Below are 17,116 nucleotides of genomic sequence, written 5' to 3' on the forward strand. Positions count from 1 at the left end.
TAAAAGGGTACACTCTTGATTTAAATAATCAAGTTTGCCCCTAAGAATATAATAATTTATGTATTTATTATATTAAAAAGTTCTCTAGCCACCATTTTTTTAGACATTTTATTTAAGTGAAAACATTCACCTTTATTATTTATGATTGTAACTTTGTTATAGTCAGAAGTAAATCCTATATCTTTTCCCGTAATATCATTTGCTACAATATAATCTAAGTTTTTAGTTTTAAGCTTAGACTTAGCATTAGTAATTATATCGTTACTTTCTGCAGCAAATCCAACCAATATTTGATTTTTCTTAATTTTACCTAAATTATATAGAATATCAGTGTCTTTTATTAAATCTAAAGATAAAATATCATCTTTTTTCTTTATTTTATTAGTGGAATATTCTTTGGGTTTATAATCAGCTACAGCAGCAGATTTAATTACAATATCTGAAGAATCAAAATACTTCAATACTTCTTTATACATTTCTTCATTTGTATTTACTTTTATTGTTTTAATTCCAAAAGGAATATCTAAATTAGTAGGTCCTGATATTAAAACTACATCAGCTCCTCTATCTCTTGCTTCTTCAGCAATTGCATATCCCATTTTGCCACTAGACCTATTGCTTATAAATCTAACCGGATCTATAGGAGAAATTGTAGGTCCGGCAGTTACAAGTACTTTTTTACCTTTCATATCTTTAATATCATATATCATACTGCATATAACATCACTTATAAGTTTTGTGTTTGCCAATTTGCCTTCACCAATATCACCACAAGCTAATCTTCCATTAGATGGAGAAATAAATTTATATCCATAACTTTTAAGTTTTTCTATATTATTTTGAACTATAGGATTATTATACATATTTGTATTCATAGCTGGAGCAAACACTACTGGAGCTTTAGTAGCCATTATAGTAGTTGAAAGCATATCATCAGCTATACCATTGGCTATTTTACCTATAATATTAGCTGTAGCTGGAGCTATAAGCATTAAATCTGCTTGTTTAGCAAGAGATATATGCTGTATTTCCCAAGCTTTTGGCTCTTCAAACATATCTAGTGTAACCATATTTTGACTAAGAGATTGAAAACTAAGTGGTGTTACAAATTTTGAAGCATTTTGAGTCATTATAACTTTAACATCTATATTATTTTTTTTTAAGTTACTTACTATATCTAAAGCTTTATAAGCAGCAATCCCGCCACAAACACCTATTACCACGCACTTTGAAGAAGTCATTTATTTTATTCCTTCTTTCAATGTTTCATAAGTGATAACACCAGCATTTACTTCATTTATAGCAACAGTAAGAGGCTTATTTTTATCTACATCAATTAAAGGCTTATCTCCTGCTATAATTTGTCTTGCTCTTTTAGACGTTATTATCACTAAAGAATATCTATTATCAACTTTTTTTAATAAATCTACAATAGATGGATTAATCATAGAGTTGTTCATGAATAAATTCCTCCTTTGAGTTTAAAATAGTATCTTTTAATCTATCCACTCTGCATCTTTCAGCAATTACAATGCTTTCAATTTTTTTAACAGCTTCATCTATTTCGTCATTTACAACAGCATAGCTATATTTTGATACATAATTAATTTCTTTATATGCAGATTTAAATCTAGTCATAAGAGACTCAGGAGTTTCGCTTCCTCTTTTAATAATTCTTTTTTTTAATTCTTCCATAGAAGGTGGAAGTATAAAAATAAAAACTCCTTCTGGAAAAGCTTCTTTTACTTTTAATGCACCTTGAATGTCAATCTCTAATATAACATCCTTCCCTTTTTCAAGCATTTCTATAACTTTAGATTTAGGAGTTCCATAAAGGTTCCCATAAACTTCTGCATACTCTAAAAAATCATTATTTTTAATTCTTTCTTCAAATTCTTCTCTACTTATAAAATAATAATTCTTTCCATGGATTTCTCCTTGCCTTGCTTGTCTGGTTGTAGCAGATACAGAAATCCAAAAATCATTTTTATCTAAAAGTGCCTTACATATAGTCCCTTTACCAGCACCAGAGGGTCCTGATATAACAAGCAAAAGTCCCTTTTCTTTCATCATTCTTCAACCTCATCTATCTCAATATCTTCTTTATTTGTTGATAATCTATGTGCTACAGTTTCTGGTTGCACAGCAGATAATATAACGTGATCGCTGTCTGTTATTATAACCGCTCTTGTTCTCCTTCCATAAGTAGCATCTATAAGCATTCCTCTATCTCTTGCTTCTTGTATAATTCTTTTTATAGGCGCTGATTCAGGACTAACTATAGCTACTAATCTATTTGCTGATACAATATTGCCAAACCCAATATTTATTAATTTGATGCTCATAACTTTCCTCCTAATTTATTCAACATTTTGTACTTGCTCTCTGATTTTTTCAACTTCATTTTTTATATTTAAAACCATATTTAATAAGTCTAAATCATTAACTTTAGATGCTATAGTATTTGCTTCTCTATTCATTTCCTGAACTATGAAATCTAATTTTCTTCCTATAGGTTCATCTAAATCTAATGTTTCTTTTATTTGTAATATATGACTATTTAATCTTACTATTTCTTCATCTATATTTGATTTATCTGCATAAATTGCAACTTCTAATGCAATTCTATTATCATCTATAATCGTATTATTAGTTAAATCTTTTATTCTTTTTTCTAATTTTTCTTTATATTCTTTAACTACATATGGCGATCTTTCAGAGATTTTATCTACTAACTCTTTTATATAGTCACATCTTTTTTGTATATCCTGTTTTAACTTACTTCCTTCTTTCTCCCTCATGCTTAAAAGAAGATTAACAGCATCATTTAAAGGCACATACAATATATTCCAAACTTCATCTAAATTTTCTTCCTCTTGATCTAATGTAATAACATCAGGAAACCTTGATATAAGTGATACTGAAATATCATCTTTTATTTCATATCTTTCTTTAATTTCTTTAAGACATTTTATATAACTATCTCCTAAAACATAATTAAAATTTGCCTTAGTATTACTATATGTAAGTGATTTTTCTGTAATAAAAATATCAACTTTTCCTCTGTTTATTTTTTGGGAAACTACTTTTCTAATTCTTTCTTCAAGAGGCAAAAGATTTCTAGGCATTTTTATATTAATCTCTAAATATCTATGATTAACAGATTTAATTTCTACACTAAAATTTTTAGAATTTTCTTCAATACTCCCCCTACCAAATCCGGTCATACTTTTCAACATTGTTAAGTTCATCCTTCCATACCAGTATTCAGTTCTTACCTAATTATACATAACTCTTCCCTTATATTGCAAGATAAATTTAAGTCATAATTGTATATTACATTTTATAAAATTTACTTATAGATATTTAAATATAGCTTAAAAAACCTTTGTTAAACATCTATAAGTAAATATCTTAATATAAAATAACTTATATAATAATAGTTTTATAATTTTTTAAAATATTTCTAACTTATTAAGCGTATTAACTATTTTTCCTGTATCCTGCGTTAAAGATATCCTGAAATATTCTTTACTAAATTCACTAAATGTAATTCCTGGAGTTACTATTATTCCGTATTTAATTAAAAGCTCTTCACAAAATTGTTCTGTAGTAAATTTATTAGGAGTTTTACACCAAATATAAAAAGTCCCTTCACCATCAAAAAAATGAATATTATGATTTTCTAAAATTTCTTTAACAGCAGTTCTCCTTTCGTCATATATTTTTCTTATTTTATTTACATAAGTTCTATTTAATTTTAATGCTTCTATAGCAGCGTATTGTATTGGTATAAATTGTCCAGAATCTACATTACTTTTTATTTTTAATAAAGATCTAATAATATTACTATTTCCTACAGCATATCCAATTCTAAAACCTGTCATATTATATATTTTAGAAAATGTACCAAATTCTATACATTGTTTTTTTTCATCAAATTGTAAAATGCTTAGTGTTTTTTCTCCTTCTTTTATTATTTCATTATAAGCTCCATCATTACATAATACAATATTATTTTTTGCACAATACTTTATTACATCTTTATAAAAATCACTATTAGCTATGGCCCCTGTCGGATTATTAGGATAATTTAATATTAACATTTTACTTTTATTTGAAATTTCTTTTGGTATTTTGTTAAACTGTGGTAAATATGAATTTTTTTCAAAAAGAGGTAAATCATAAGTATTAACACCCCAAAGGTGACAACAAGTTTTATATACAGGATATGAAGGTATAGGAGTTATTACATAATCACCTATATCACATATAGCTGGTATAATATTATTTATACCTTCTTTAGAACCAATAAGAATTAAAACTTCATTTAATTGAAGTTCTACTGAAAATACTTCTTTATAATATTTAATTATAGCCTTTTTTAATTCTTCGATACCTTCATAAGGGGGATATTTATTAAAATTTTTTAATTTTAAACTCTCTATAAGGGCCTGTATAATTTCATTTTCTACAGGTAAATCTGGATCCCCTATACTTAAATCTATAATTTTTTTACCTGATTTTAATGCCTCTTTTTTTATCATTTCTAACTTTTGAAAATGATATTCAGATATATTATTTAGCCTATTATTAAAAATCATTAATTTTCCTCCAACTTATTAATTTTTTATTATTTTATTCAAAAAATTAATAAGTGTTACAAATTATTTTTACATAATAAAAGCTATATTGAAATAATAAATTATATACTTATTTTTATTTAATATGTTTTAAAGGCTCATCACTAATATTATTTAAATTATTTAAATATCTGCTTAATGCAAAAAAATAATCAGAAAGCCTATTTATATATTTATAACTTACAGGGTAGTTCCTATTTTGAAATAATCTGGCAAATATTATTTCACTTTTTCTTATTTCTGATCTTATTATATGAGAAAAAGTAGATTCTTTACTTCCAGAATAATAAATAAAAGTATCCATTGGTTTTGTATTATATATTAAAAAATCTATATTTTTTTCTAAAAAATTTATATCATCTTCTAATATATGCTCTTTAGTAAATTCCATTGAAATTTCAATTCCTACTAAATATAACTGATATTGTATTTTTTTTAATATATTATCTAAATCGTATGAATTTGATTTGTCTGTTGTTGTTTCTATATCATTTACTAAACTTCGTAAAAAACCTATTTCAGAATTTACTTTATCTATCTGACCTTGTAATTCTATTTCAATATCTCCTTTAAAACATTTTTTACCTAAAAAATTTGTGGTATAACCATAATCACCACTTTTAGTATAAATTTTATCCATATATTTCTTCCTTTCGTATATGTAATATTTTTTATATGTATATGTTAATTTAAGTTGCACAATCTATGACTATGGAGGTGATTATATGTATAATAAACCTTTAGAAAATATACAAGATGAGAAGTCACAATTTAAAAATGAATATTCGTTTTTAAATTATAAAAATTCTTACGGATATAATGATAATCTTACATCTAAACTTGGTGGCAATTATATAAAAATAATTGAATTTTACGATGGAAAATTATAATGTGTCTCTAAAAAGTAAATGAAGACTGTAATCATTTAAAGATTACAGTCTCTCTCATGGTCTGGGTAACAGGATTTGAACCTGCGACCTCTAGAACCCCATTCTAGCGCGCTACCATCTGCGCCATACCCAGATAACAAATTTAATTATAACATAAGATATAAAAAAATCAATAAAAATAGGCTTATACAAGCCTATTTTTATTGATTTAGGTAAAATAAATTATTTAAAAATTATAAAATTATACAAATTAATCCGCCCGTACCTTCGTTGATAATCTTTTGAAGAGTTTTTTGAAGTTTTATTTGAACATCTTCAGGCATCTTATAAAGTTTATTTTGAAGTTCTTCTTTAACCAATATTTCTAAAGGTTTTCCAAACATATTACTTTGCCAAATTTTTGATTTATCATTTTCAAATTGATCTAATAATGATTTCATAAGTTCTTCACTTTGTTTTTCAGTGCCCATTATTGGAGATATTTCACTTTCAATATCAGCTTTTATAAAATGGAGTGAAGGAGCACTTGCTTTAAGTTTAACTACACATCTATTACCTTGTTTTACAACTTCAGGTTCTTCTAATTTCATTTCAGATAATTGTGGAGAAACTAATCCATATCCTGTTTCTCTAACATCTTTTAAAGCTTGTGCTACTTTATCATATTCAACCTTTGCTTCATTTAAAGTTTTAATTATAGATAATAACTCATTTTCTCCTTTAATATCGCTACCACATACTTCACTAAGTACTTTATAAAATAAATTCTTTTTAGGATTAAGTATGACTCGAGCAGTACCATTTCCCATATTTATTTCGCTTAAATCTGCTAAATCTAAAAACTCAACTTCTTTAAAATCTTCTATAGAGCGTTTAACATCTCTAACCTTAAAAATTTTTTTACACATATCTTTAACAAGATTTAAAAAGTCGATCTTTAACCAATGCTTTGGTTCTAACTTTTCAATCCATTCTGGAATGTCTATGTTAATTTCAGAAACTGGGAATTCTTTAAGTACAATTTGAAAAACAGTAGCTATGTCATTTTCATTCATATTTAATACATCTAAAGTTTGTACAGGTACATCGTATTTTTCTTCAAGTTCTTTCCTTAATTCTTCAGTTTTAGGATCATTAACATTTGCTGAATTTAAAATTATTATAAAAGGCTTATTTATAGCTTTTAATTCTTTTACTACTCTTTCTTCTGCTTCTAAATAATCTTCTCTTGGAATATCAGTTATTGATCCATCAGTAGTTACTACTAACCCTATAGTAGAGTGCTCATTTATAACTTTTTTAGTTCCAATTTCTGCAGCTTCTTCAAAAGGTATTTCATGATCATACCATGGAGTTGTAACCATTTTAGGACCATTTACCTCTGAGTATCCTAATGCACCTTTTACTATATAACCAACGCAATCAACCATTCTAACTTTAAATTTTACCCCATCACCAATATGAATTTCAACAGCTTCATTTGGTACAAATTTAGGCTCTGTAGTATGAATAGATTTTCCAGATGCACTTTGTGGTAATTCATCTTTAGCCCTTTGTTTTTTATAGGAGTTTTCAATATTAGGAATAACCATTAGATCCATAAATCTTTTAATAAAAGACGATTTTCCTGTTCTTACTGGTCCAACTACTCCTACATATATATCTCCTTGTGTTCTTTCTGCTATATCCTTATATATATCGAACTTTTCCAACGCATTCCCTCCAATAAATACTTATTAACAATATATATATATTTGAGGGAAATAAAATTTATTACTTATTTTTTATAGATTAATTTTACATCATATAAATTTCATCTTTTTTATCTCTAGACATTAATTTATAAACTCCATATTCAGGATCTAATCCTTCAAATATAACTTTATAAAGCACATCAGTAATAGGCATTGAAATATTTAATTTTTCTTTTAGTTTATAAAATATACTGCAAGATTTTATTCCTTCAACGACCATTCCTATTTTTTCAATAGCTTCATTTGGAGTAAAACCTTGCCCTATCAATATACCAGCTTTTCTATTTCTACTATGCATACTAGTACATGTAACTATAAGATCTCCCATTCCTGTAAGCCCGAAAAATGTTTCTTTTTTCCCACCTAATTTTGTTCCAATTCTCGTAATTTCAGTCATTCCTCTTGTCATAAGAGCAGCTTTTGCATTATCTCCATAACCTATCCCATCTGATATACCAGCAGCCAGTGCTATTATATTTTTAACAGCTCCTCCTATTTCAATACCAATTATATCATTATTAGTATATACTCTAAATTTATCCGTCATAAATAAATTTTGAACTTTCATTGCAGCTTCCATATATTTTGATGTTACTACCACAGCAGTAGGTATATCATTTGCTACTTCTTCAGCATGACTTGGCCCGGATAATATAACAATTGGGTTATTTGGGATTTCTTCTTCTATAACTTGTGATAGTCTTAAATATGTATTTTCTTCTATACCCTTAGCAATATTTATTATAATTTGATTTTCCTTTATAATATGTTTAATCTGTCTGCTCAAATCTCTTATAGCATGAGAAGGTACAGCCAAAACGATAAAATCACTATCTTTGATAGTATCTTTAATGCTGTCAAAAGCTTTTACATTGTATGGAATATTTATACCAGGAAGATATTTTTTATTTTCTCTTTTTATATTAATATTTTCTATAATATTTTTATTTCTATCCCATATATTCACTTCTAAACCTTTTTTAGCTAGCATTATACTTAAGGCACTTCCAAAGCTTCCAGCACCTAAAAAAGAAACTTTATCGCTCATTTTATTCTTTCCTTTCTCGAAAAATAAATTTTATAGCTGTTCCTTTAAAATCAAAACTTTCTCTTAATTGATTCAATAAATATCTTTCATAAGAAAAATGTAGTGCATCAGGATCATTTACAAAAAATACAAAAGTTGGAGGTTTTGTTTCTACTTGAGTAACATAATAAATTTTTAATCTTTTAAAACCTACTATAGGTGGTTCTTTCATTAATACAGCTCTGTTTATTACATCATTTAATATTCCTGTAGCAATTCTCTTTGAAAAATTTTCAAAGCATTGTTTTGCAATTTCAAGAACTTTTTGTACTCTTTGACCTGTTTTTGCAGAAATAAATACATATGGAGCATAATCTATGAAAGATAATTTATATTTCAATTCTTTTGTATAATTATTTAAAGTTTTATTATCTTTTTCTATTAAGTCCCATTTATTAACTACAATCATTATAGCTTTCCCTTGCTCGTGAGCATATCCTATTATTTTTTCATCTTGTTCTGATACCCCCTCTGTAGCATCAATCACAAGTATACATACATCAGCTCTTTCTATTGCAGCTAAAGTTCTAATAGCGCTATATCTTTCAATTTCTTCTTTTATTTTACTTTTTTTCCTAAGACCTGCTGTATCAATAAGAATAAATTTCCCATTTTCTGTTTCTAGAACACTATCAATGGCATCTCTTGTTGTACCTGGTACATCACTTACTATAACTCTTTCTTCTCCTAAAAGTTTATTTATAAGAGAAGATTTCCCAACATTAGGCCTTCCAACAATAGCAATTTTAATATATTCATTGTTTTTTTCATCATCTAAATCTTTAGGAAAATAGGAAACTACCTTATCTAACATATCTCCAAGTCCTAATCCTTGTGATGCTGAAATTGTTATAGGCTCTCCTATTCCTAAATTATAAAATTCATATGCATTATCTTCTTCTTTTAAACTATCTATTTTATTTACAACAAGTACAATCGGTTTTTTACTTTTTCTAAGCATTTGTGCTACTTCATAATCAGCAGCCACAAGTCCTTCTTTGCCATCAACTATAAAAATTATAACATTTGCTGTATCTATAGCAATTTGTGCCTGTCTTCTCATCTGAGAAAGAATTATATCTTCATTTTCAGGTTCAATACCACCTGTATCAATAATAGTAAAATTATAATTAAGCCAATCAGCTTCAGCATATACTCTATCTCTTGTTACTCCTGGGGTATCTTCTACAATTGAAATTCTTTTACCTGCAATTTTATTAAAAAGAGTTGATTTTCCTACATTTGGTCTTCCAACAATAGCTACAATTGGTTTTCCCATTTATTATTCCTCCTTGCTAAAATTATTTAATATATCAATTAAATCCTCACCAGTATATTCTGCAATGAGCATTTTTTTACCAAAAATTTTTTCTATATCTTCTACTTTTATATCATCCAAAAATATTTTTTCATCACTCTTAAGCATATTTTTAGATATAATTATATATTGCCCTAAATTACATTCTTTAAGCTTTTCTATAATATCCTGACCAGTTAAAAGCCCTGCTACAGTTATAGTTTCTCCAAAAAATTTATTTGTAATTTTTATCACATTTAATTTTATTTTATTATTTAGTTTCATTATTTGATCTGCTGCTTCTTTTATTGTATCAAAAGCTGAAACTCCTGTTACAATAGTAAAATCTCCTTTAACATTTTTTTTAAGTTTTTTTAAACTTCTTTTTATATTACTTTTAAAAATTCGTATCATACCTATACCATCTTCAAGCTGTTCATATTCACCATAAAATTCTTCATTAGGTACTTCCATGCCTGCCATCACATAAAATTCATCAGATAATCTTATAAAAGGATATCCTATCTTTTCTATATATTTCTTTTGAAGTTTAGACATATTTATAATTTCTTCTTTACTGCTTTCTTTATTATATAAAGTTATATCAAATAAACCTTTTCTAAATTTTGTAATTCCTACTGGTACTGCTGCTACATTTTTAATAGAAGGATATAACTTAAATAAATCTTCTATTGTATTTTTTAGTTCATTCCCATTATTTAATCCTGGACATAAAACAATTTGACAATTAATTTCAATACCTCCTTTGGCTAGTTTTTCAAGTTTTTTGTATATATCTCCTGCAAATCTATTATTAAGCATTTTTACTCTCAATTCAGGATTTGTTGTATGAACAGAAACATTAATAGGACTAATTTTATATTTTATAATTCTATTTATATCTTCGTCATTCATATTAGTTAAAGTAATAAAATTTCCTTGAAGAAATGATAATCTAGAATCATCATCTTTAAAATAAAGTGTTTTTCTCATACCTTTAGGCAGTTGATCTATAAAACAAAATATACAATTATTAGAACATCTTGTTGCTTCATCTAATATAGAATTTTCAAATTCTATACCTAATTTCTCATCATATTCTTTTTCAATTTCTAAATCCCATATATCTCCATTTTCTTTTTCTATTCTAACAACTATAAATTCATCAGTAATTAAAAATTTATAATCAATAACATCTTTTATTTCTATATCATTAATACTAATAAGTTTATCTCCGACTTCAATTCCTAGTTCTTCTGCTATACTCCCTTTTTCAACTTTTACTATTTTGTTTTTCATATTATCACCCCTAATTTGGTAATGTACTCATTTAGTTATAATACATTAACTATAAATTTTAGTCAATGAATAATAAAAACCCCTTTAAGGGGTTTTTATTATTCATTCAAATCTTTTTGCTCACCAGTAACTAAATAAATTGTCCATTCACATATATTAGTAGTATGATCTGCAAATCTTTCTAAAAACTTGCAAATAAATAAAAATTGAGTAGCTTGTTTAATTGTACTTGAATCACTCATCATTAATACTAAAAGCTCACTAAAAATTTGTTTATAAATTCCATCTATTTCATCATCCATCTTGCATATTTCATAAGCTTTTTTTACATTTCCTTCAATATATGCATTGACTGAAAGTCTTACCATTTCTTTTGCTTTTTCACCCATTCTAGGGATATCAATAAGTTGTTTTATATATTTTTCATCTTTTAATCTTTTTGCTATTTTAGCTATATCAACTGCATAATCAGCCATTCTTTCTAAATCTGTTACAATTTTTGAAGTAGTAAATATTATTCTTAAATCATGAGCTAACGGCTGTTGAGTAGCTATAAGTTTTATACATTTATCTTCTATTTCTTTTTGCATATTATCTACTAAATCATCATTTTCAATTATTTTATTTGCAAGTTTTTCATCTTGCTTTAACAATGATTCTATGCATAAACTTATTTGATCTTCAACCATATTTCCCATATTTTTTATATCATTATATAATTCTTGTAAATTATTATCAAAAGAGCTTCTTGCTGCTGCCATAAAAATCACCTCTATTTTTTATTATCCAAATCTACCAGTTATATAATCTTCAGTTCTTTTATCTCTAGGTTTATAAAATATATCTTCAGTTTTACCACTTTCAATGACTTCACCATTTAAAAAGAAAGCCGTATTATCAGAAATTCTTCCAGCCTGTTGCATATTATGAGTTACAATTACTACTGTATATTTTTTTTTAAGTTCATCCATTAATTCTTCTACTTTTCCTGTTGATATTGGATCAAGAGCAGAAGTTGGCTCATCCATTAAAATTACTTCCGGTTCAACTGCTAATACCCTTGCTATACATAGTCGTTGCTGTTGACCTCCTGATAATCCTTGTGCACTTTTTTTTAACCTATCTTTAACTTCATCCCATAGTGCAGCCCCTTTAAGACTTTTTTCAACAATTTCATCTAAAACATTTTTATTTTTTATTCCATGAATCTTAGGACCATAAGTAATATTATCATATATAGACATAGGAAATGGATTAGGTTTTTGAAAAACCATTCCAACTTTTTTTCTAAGTTCTATTACATCATAATCATTATATATATTTTTGCCTTCATATATTACTTGTCCTTCTATTTTAACATTATCTATTAAATCATTCATTCTGTTTAATGTTCTTAAAAATGTAGATTTACCACAACCTGAAGGTCCAATAAGTGCAGTAACTTTGTTTTTTGCTATATCTAAATTTATATTTTTTAAAGCATGAACATTTCCATAATAAAGATTTAAATTTTTAGTTTGTATAACATTCATAAAACTTCCCCCTTATTTTGTTCCTGTGTAAGAAGCATATATTTTTTTCCCTATTGTTCTTGCTAATATATTAAAGATTAGCACCATAATTATTAATACAGCTGAGGCTCCTGCAGCTATTTGAGCTGAATCTGGAGTAGAGGCTTCTGAATTAAGCTTCCAAATATAAACAGCTAATGTTTCTGCTGGCCTAAATAAACTAAAAGCAGAAACTTTATTTACTAAACTAATGTTGTTAAATTTAAGAGGTGGGGCACTCATTCCTGCTGTATATAATAATGCTGCAGCTTCTCCAAATATTCTTCCTGCTGCTAAAATAATGCCTGTTAATATTTGAGGTAGCGAAGTTGGAAGAATAACTTTTTTTATTGTCTGCCATTTAGTTGCTCCCAATCCTAAACTTGCTTCTTTAATACCAATAGAAGTAGTTTTTATAGCTGTTTCACATACTCTTGTTATAGAAGGAAGATTTATTACCGTTATAGCTAATGCTCCTGATAATAAATTATATCCTCCCGTTAATTTAACAAATATAATTAATCCAAAAAGTCCTACAACAATAGATGGAAGAGAAGCCATAGTTTCTATGCTTAATCGAATAATATTAAGCAAAAAACCTTCTTTAGCATATTCAGCTAAATATATTCCTGCTCCTATACCTATAGGAATTGTAATTAATAGAGAAACTATTAAAAGATAAAATGAATTAAATAGCATTGGACCTATGCCGCCACCAGTTTCTCCAAATTTGGGATTTCCAGTTAAAAATTTTAAATTTAAAGAATGTCTACCATTATAAATAATAAATCCTATAAGGCTTATTAAAATAATTAAAACCATAGCAGATATAACATATAATATTATTGTTGCTATCTTATCTTTTAATTTAGCGCTCATTATATTTCATCCTTCCTGCCTAATTTCCTTATAATAATAATAAAAATAAATGAAACTATAAGTAATAAAAGCGACATAGACCATAAAGCATTATTCCATTCAGATCCAAATATAGTGTTAGCCATATCCATAGTTAAAATGCTTGTAAGAGTAGAAGTTGTATCTAATAAAGAACTAGGAAGGTTAATTGAGTTACCAATAACCATTTGTACTGCTAATGCTTCGCCAAAGGCTCTAGCAATTCCTAAAACTATTCCAGTTAAAATGCCATTTTTAGCCGCTGGTACTATAACTTTACTTATAGTCTGCCATCTAGTAGCACCTAATCCATAAGAGGCTTCAATATAATCTTTAGGAATGTTTTTAATAGCGTCTGAAGAAATACTTGTTATTGTCGGAAGTATCATAATACTTAATACAAGAATACCTGCTAATAAGCTAAATCCCAGCCCTCCAAAAACATTTTTTATAAAAGGTACTAAAACCGTAAGTCCTACAAATCCATATACAACTGAAGGAATTCCTACAAATAGCTCCATTGCAGGTTGAAGTAGTTTTTCTCCTATTTTAGGAGAAATTGTATTCATAAAAATTGCTAATCCTATTCCAAGTGGAGCACTTATCAATACAGCTCCAACTGAAACTAATATAGATGATATTATAAAAATTAACGTTCCAAATTGAGGACCTCCATTTTCAAGCGACGCATCTGGATTCCAATTTGTAGAAAATAAAAATTTGGTTATTGGATATTTATCTTTTGTAAAAGTGCTTAGACCTTTTAATGTTACAAAAATAATTATTGATACCGTTAAAGCTACTATTAAAAGTCCGCATATTGTAACAAAAGTTTTCCCTATATATTCATTTTTTAACTTTTTTGAAAAATTTTCCTTATTCATATATAATCATCCTTATCTCAAATTTATTTTCTAGTTACTTTCATATCTTTTATAGGTATATATCCTAAATTTTCTACTAATACACTTACTTCAGGAGTGATCATGTAATCTAAAAACATCTTTGTGACTCCTTTAGGATCTCCTTTAGTATACATGTGCTCATATGACCAAATTTTGTATTTGCCATTAGCAATATTTTCTTTGTTCATATCTACACCATCTACTTTTAGAATCTTTATATTGCTTTCTTTAGAAATTGTTTTTAAAAATGAAGAAGCTAAATACCCTATGGCTCCATCATTTGATTCTATCGTTTTTTGTACTGCTCCACTTGAATCTTGAGTTAAAACTTTCCCTTGAATTTCGTCTTCTCCATTAAGAGCATATTTTTTAAATGCAGCTCGTGTTCCTGAAGATTTGGGTCTATTTATTACAACTATAGGGAGATCATTTCCTCCAACTTCTTTCCAATTTGTTACTTTACCTGTAAAAATTTTTATTAAATCACTACTGCTTATATTATCTATTTGTACTTTATTATTCACTACTATTCCAAATCCCACAACACAAATTTTATGATCCACAAGTTGATTTGCAAATTCTGGTTTTAGTTTATCTTCAGCATCTATATCTGAATTTCCTATATCAACTGCTCCTTGAATCACTTGAGTTAATCCTGTTCCACTTCCACCACCTTGAACATTTATTATAACATCAGTATATTTTTCGCTGAATTTTTTGCCTGCAGATTCAACTAAAGGTTGTAGAGCTGTAGAACCTGCAATAGTTATCAATCCTGACACATCTGATTTAGATTCATAATTATTATTTTTTTTACACCCACTAGAAAAAATAATTATATTGATTAATATTAGTACGATTATTTTCATTTTTAGGGCACTTTTTTTCATTATAAAAATACCTCCCAAAAGTATATAAAATTATATGTATATATGTTGATTATAAATTTTCAAAGTTAAATTAATGTTATGTATATGTTAAAATAAATTAACATATATATTTTTATATAAAATATTATTATCCTAAAAAAATTTTCAATGCATATTCAAAAAATTAAATTATATATACCATTAAAAATATAAATTAAATCTATCTTTTTAATGGTATATATATTGTAAATTTTGTTCCTACTCCTAATTGACTTTCTACTTCTATATTTCCATTAAAGCTTAAAACAATATGTTTAACTATAGCAAGACCTAATCCAGTCCCCCCTTGGCTTCTAGACCTTGCTTTATCAATTCTATAAAATCTTTCAAATATTCTGTTTAAATGCTCTTTAGACATGCCTACTCCAGTATCTTCCACCCAAATAATATAATTGTTATTTTTTAGTTCTGTACCTATAAAAACTTTATCATTTTTTTCTGAATATTTTATACCATTGTCAACTAAATTTATAATCATTTGTTTAAATCTGTCTCTATCTCCTACAATAGTAGGAAGATTTTCTCCAACAATTTTAATATTTACCCCTTTAGATTCTGCAATATTTTTCATAAGATTGTATACTTCTTCTATTACTTCATTTATATTAAATTCCTCTAATTTACCTTCTCTATGTTGCTCAATATGCGATAATATAAGTATATCATTTATCAATCTAGTTAATCTTTCAGCCTCATCATTAATAATATCTAGAAATTTATCTCTTGTATCTGAATCTTCTACATATTTAAGAGTTTCAGCAAAACCTTTAATTGATGTAAGCGGAGTTTTTAATTCATGAGATACATTTGCAACAAATTGTGATCTCATATTTTCTAATTTTTTAATATCAGTTATATCTTGAACTACTGCAACAGTACCTATAAGTTTATGTTCGCTTATTATATCCGCTGTTTTTATTCTTAATTCTCTTTCTTTAGGCCATGTTATTTTTATTTCTTTATATTCTTCTAAATTGTATTTAAATATGTTCTCAAAATTATACTCATCTATAACGTCTAATAAATTTTCACCTATTACATCTTTATTTATGCCAAATATTTCTTTAGCATAAGGATTTATCATTATAATTTTATAATTTACATCAATGGCTATAACTCCGCTATCCATGCTTTTCAATATAGCTTCTAATCTGTTTTGTTTATCAGTAACATCTTTAAGCAGAATCTGAAGTTTATCAGCCATATCATTAAATGCTTTGCTTAATTCCCCTATTTCGTCATTAGATGTTATTTTTGATCTTTTATAAAGTTCACCATGTGCCAATCTTGATGCTATATATTGTAAGTTTTTTATTGGACTTACAATAATTTGAGATAATCTTATTGACATTATTGTTGCTATAAAAAGAACAAATATTAAAGTAATAATATAATCTTTAATATATTTACTTTTAAAATTATTTATTAAAGAAGCTTCCATAGAACTTCTTACTATATATCCATCATCAAAAACAGAAGCTACATATATCATATTTTTATTTAAAGTAGAACTATATCTAATACTATATCCAATGCCATTTTTTCGAGCTTCTTTTATTTCAGCCCTGTTATTATGATTTTTCATAGTTTCACTATCAACTATTGAATCAAATATTACATTTCCTGATTTATCTATATATGTAATTCTTATATTTAAATATTTTAGATTATTTTTTATAAATTCATCTTTATTTTTTATATTATCGCTTTTTAATATACTAATTATAAAGTCATTATTGTTTTTTAACTGTTTTTTTAAATTTTCATTAAAACTATAATTACTTATTCTAATAAAAAAAATAGTTAATACTATAACGCTCAAACTTAAAACAGTTAATATATAATATACAAGTCGTTTTTTCACA

General features: G+C 26.5%; 18 protein-coding genes and 1 tRNA gene. 1 reads left to right on the forward strand and 18 read right to left on the reverse strand.

The window, feature by feature from the left end; translation table 11 throughout:
* Positions 1–56: 56 nt before the first annotated feature.
* The 7 genes from coaBC to EGD97_RS01835 all read right to left on the reverse strand — a co-directional run bounded on the left by coaBC (position 57) and on the right by EGD97_RS01835 (position 5,283).
* Positions 57–1,241: a bifunctional phosphopantothenoylcysteine decarboxylase/phosphopantothenate--cysteine ligase CoaBC gene (gene coaBC / locus EGD97_RS01805; RefSeq protein WP_078681571.1), complete on the reverse strand. Its 1,185-nt coding sequence runs from the start codon at positions 1,239–1,241 to the stop codon at positions 57–59.
* Positions 1,242–1,460 carry a DNA-directed RNA polymerase subunit omega gene (gene rpoZ, locus EGD97_RS01810; protein ID WP_078681570.1) on the reverse strand — a complete coding sequence of 73 codons (219 nt, stop codon included), beginning with the start codon at positions 1,458–1,460 and terminating at the stop codon, positions 1,242–1,244.
* Complete coding sequence (gene gmk / locus EGD97_RS01815; protein ID WP_078681741.1) at positions 1,441–2,070, reverse strand: guanylate kinase; 630 nt, start codon at positions 2,068–2,070, stop codon at positions 1,441–1,443. Before gmk ends, rpoZ begins: the two co-directional genes overlap by 20 nt.
* Complete coding sequence (remA, locus tag EGD97_RS01820) at positions 2,070–2,345, reverse strand: extracellular matrix/biofilm regulator RemA (RefSeq protein WP_078681569.1); 276 nt, start codon at positions 2,343–2,345, stop codon at positions 2,070–2,072. The genes gmk and remA overlap by 1 nt, the downstream gene beginning before the upstream one ends.
* 15 nt (positions 2,346–2,360) lie before the next feature.
* Positions 2,361–3,239: a YicC/YloC family endoribonuclease gene (locus EGD97_RS01825; protein ID WP_078681568.1), complete on the reverse strand. Its 879-nt coding sequence runs from the start codon at positions 3,237–3,239 to the stop codon at positions 2,361–2,363.
* Positions 3,240–3,455: 216 nt separating this feature from the next.
* A complete protein-coding gene (locus tag EGD97_RS01830) occupies positions 3,456–4,604 on the reverse strand; it encodes an aminotransferase class I/II-fold pyridoxal phosphate-dependent enzyme (protein WP_078681567.1) in 1,149 nt (382 codons plus the stop codon).
* A gap of 115 nt (positions 4,605–4,719) precedes the next feature.
* Positions 4,720–5,283, reverse strand: coding sequence for a cob(I)yrinic acid a,c-diamide adenosyltransferase (locus EGD97_RS01835; protein WP_078681566.1), 564 nt, complete (start codon positions 5,281–5,283; stop codon positions 4,720–4,722).
* 85 nt (positions 5,284–5,368) lie between these two features.
* Between EGD97_RS01835 and EGD97_RS12340 the strand changes: the two genes are divergently transcribed.
* Positions 5,369–5,533 carry a hypothetical protein gene (locus tag EGD97_RS12340; RefSeq protein WP_164850140.1) on the forward strand — a complete coding sequence of 55 codons (165 nt, stop codon included), beginning with the start codon at positions 5,369–5,371 and terminating at the stop codon, positions 5,531–5,533.
* A 57-nt stretch (positions 5,534–5,590) separates the two neighbouring features.
* Here the strand turns inward: EGD97_RS12340 and EGD97_RS01840 are convergent.
* The 11 genes from EGD97_RS01840 to pnpS form a co-directional block, all read right to left on the reverse strand.
* A tRNA-Pro gene (locus EGD97_RS01840) sits at positions 5,591–5,666 on the reverse strand.
* A gap of 100 nt (positions 5,667–5,766) precedes the next feature.
* Positions 5,767–7,245: a stage IV sporulation protein A gene (gene spoIVA, locus EGD97_RS01845; protein ID WP_078681565.1), complete on the reverse strand. Its 1,479-nt coding sequence runs from the start codon at positions 7,243–7,245 to the stop codon at positions 5,767–5,769.
* Positions 7,246–7,330: 85 nt separating this feature from the next.
* Complete coding sequence (locus tag EGD97_RS01850; RefSeq protein WP_078681564.1) at positions 7,331–8,335, reverse strand: NAD(P)H-dependent glycerol-3-phosphate dehydrogenase; 1,005 nt, start codon at positions 8,333–8,335, stop codon at positions 7,331–7,333.
* Between the two features lies 1 nt (position 8,336).
* Positions 8,337–9,653, reverse strand: a complete 1,317-nt coding sequence (gene der, locus EGD97_RS01855) for a ribosome biogenesis GTPase Der (protein WP_078681563.1) — start codon at positions 9,651–9,653, stop codon at positions 8,337–8,339.
* Positions 9,654–9,656: 3 nt separating this feature from the next.
* The gene (locus EGD97_RS01860; RefSeq protein ID WP_127836398.1) at positions 9,657–10,970 is read right to left on the reverse strand and encodes a DUF512 domain-containing protein; all 1,314 of its coding nucleotides are present in this window, start codon (positions 10,968–10,970) and stop codon (positions 9,657–9,659) included.
* Positions 10,971–11,068: 98 nt separating this feature from the next.
* Positions 11,069–11,731: a phosphate signaling complex protein PhoU gene (phoU, locus tag EGD97_RS01865; RefSeq protein ID WP_127836399.1), complete on the reverse strand. Its 663-nt coding sequence runs from the start codon at positions 11,729–11,731 to the stop codon at positions 11,069–11,071.
* Positions 11,732–11,752: 21 nt separating this feature from the next.
* Entirely contained in the window at positions 11,753–12,502 is a 750-nt protein-coding gene (gene pstB, locus EGD97_RS01870; RefSeq protein ID WP_078681560.1) for a phosphate ABC transporter ATP-binding protein PstB, read from the reverse strand.
* A gap of 12 nt (positions 12,503–12,514) precedes the next feature.
* On the reverse strand, positions 12,515–13,399 hold the full coding sequence (gene pstA, locus EGD97_RS01875; RefSeq protein ID WP_078681559.1) for a phosphate ABC transporter permease PstA: 885 nt from the start codon (positions 13,397–13,399) through the stop codon (positions 12,515–12,517).
* Entirely contained in the window at positions 13,399–14,301 is a 903-nt protein-coding gene (pstC, locus tag EGD97_RS01880) for a phosphate ABC transporter permease subunit PstC (RefSeq protein WP_078681558.1), read from the reverse strand. Before pstC ends, pstA begins: the two co-directional genes overlap by 1 nt.
* Before the next feature lie 23 nt (positions 14,302–14,324).
* Complete coding sequence (locus EGD97_RS01885; protein WP_078681557.1) at positions 14,325–15,212, reverse strand: phosphate ABC transporter substrate-binding protein; 888 nt, start codon at positions 15,210–15,212, stop codon at positions 14,325–14,327.
* A gap of 199 nt (positions 15,213–15,411) precedes the next feature.
* On the reverse strand, positions 15,412–17,115 hold the full coding sequence (gene pnpS, locus EGD97_RS01890; protein ID WP_078681556.1) for a two-component system histidine kinase PnpS: 1,704 nt from the start codon (positions 17,113–17,115) through the stop codon (positions 15,412–15,414).
* Position 17,116 lies beyond the last annotated feature (1 nt).

It is taken from the genome of Clostridium prolinivorans, assembly GCF_004011155.1.
GTDB classification, from domain to species: Bacteria; Bacillota; Clostridia; order Clostridiales; family Clostridiaceae; genus Clostridium_AT; species Clostridium_AT prolinivorans.

Excerpts from the sequence above, each read along its gene's own strand:
- EGD97_RS01835 (WP_078681566.1), bottom strand. The coding sequence starts at position 5,283 with ATGGATAAAATTTATACTAAAAGTGGTGATTATGGTTATACCACAAAT.
- pstC (WP_078681558.1), bottom strand. The coding sequence starts at position 14,301 with ATGAATAAGGAAAATTTTTCAAAAAAGTTAAAAAATGAATATATAGGG.
- EGD97_RS01830 (WP_078681567.1), bottom strand. The coding sequence starts at position 4,604 with ATGATTTTTAATAATAGGCTAAATAATATATCTGAATATCATTTTCAA.
- coaBC (WP_078681571.1), bottom strand. The coding sequence starts at position 1,241 with ATGACTTCTTCAAAGTGCGTGGTAATAGGTGTTTGTGGCGGGATTGCT.
- pstB (WP_078681560.1), bottom strand. The coding sequence starts at position 12,502 with ATGAATGTTATACAAACTAAAAATTTAAATCTTTATTATGGAAATGTT.
- EGD97_RS01850 (WP_078681564.1), bottom strand. The coding sequence starts at position 8,335 with ATGAGCGATAAAGTTTCTTTTTTAGGTGCTGGAAGCTTTGGAAGTGCC.
- gmk (WP_078681741.1), bottom strand. The coding sequence starts at position 2,070 with ATGAAAGAAAAGGGACTTTTGCTTGTTATATCAGGACCCTCTGGTGCT.
- phoU (WP_127836399.1), bottom strand. The coding sequence starts at position 11,731 with ATGGCAGCAGCAAGAAGCTCTTTTGATAATAATTTACAAGAATTATAT.
- rpoZ (WP_078681570.1), bottom strand. The coding sequence starts at position 1,460 with ATGAACAACTCTATGATTAATCCATCTATTGTAGATTTATTAAAAAAA.
- remA (WP_078681569.1), bottom strand. The coding sequence starts at position 2,345 with ATGAGCATCAAATTAATAAATATTGGGTTTGGCAATATTGTATCAGCA.
- EGD97_RS01825 (WP_078681568.1), bottom strand. The coding sequence starts at position 3,239 with ATGTTGAAAAGTATGACCGGATTTGGTAGGGGGAGTATTGAAGAAAAT.
- EGD97_RS01885 (WP_078681557.1), bottom strand. The coding sequence starts at position 15,212 with ATGAAAAAAAGTGCCCTAAAAATGAAAATAATCGTACTAATATTAATC.
- pstA (WP_078681559.1), bottom strand. The coding sequence starts at position 13,399 with ATGAGCGCTAAATTAAAAGATAAGATAGCAACAATAATATTATATGTT.
- EGD97_RS12340 (WP_164850140.1), top strand. The coding sequence starts at position 5,369 with ATGTATAATAAACCTTTAGAAAATATACAAGATGAGAAGTCACAATTT.
- EGD97_RS01860 (WP_127836398.1), bottom strand. The coding sequence starts at position 10,970 with ATGAAAAACAAAATAGTAAAAGTTGAAAAAGGGAGTATAGCAGAAGAA.
- der (WP_078681563.1), bottom strand. The coding sequence starts at position 9,653 with ATGGGAAAACCAATTGTAGCTATTGTTGGAAGACCAAATGTAGGAAAA.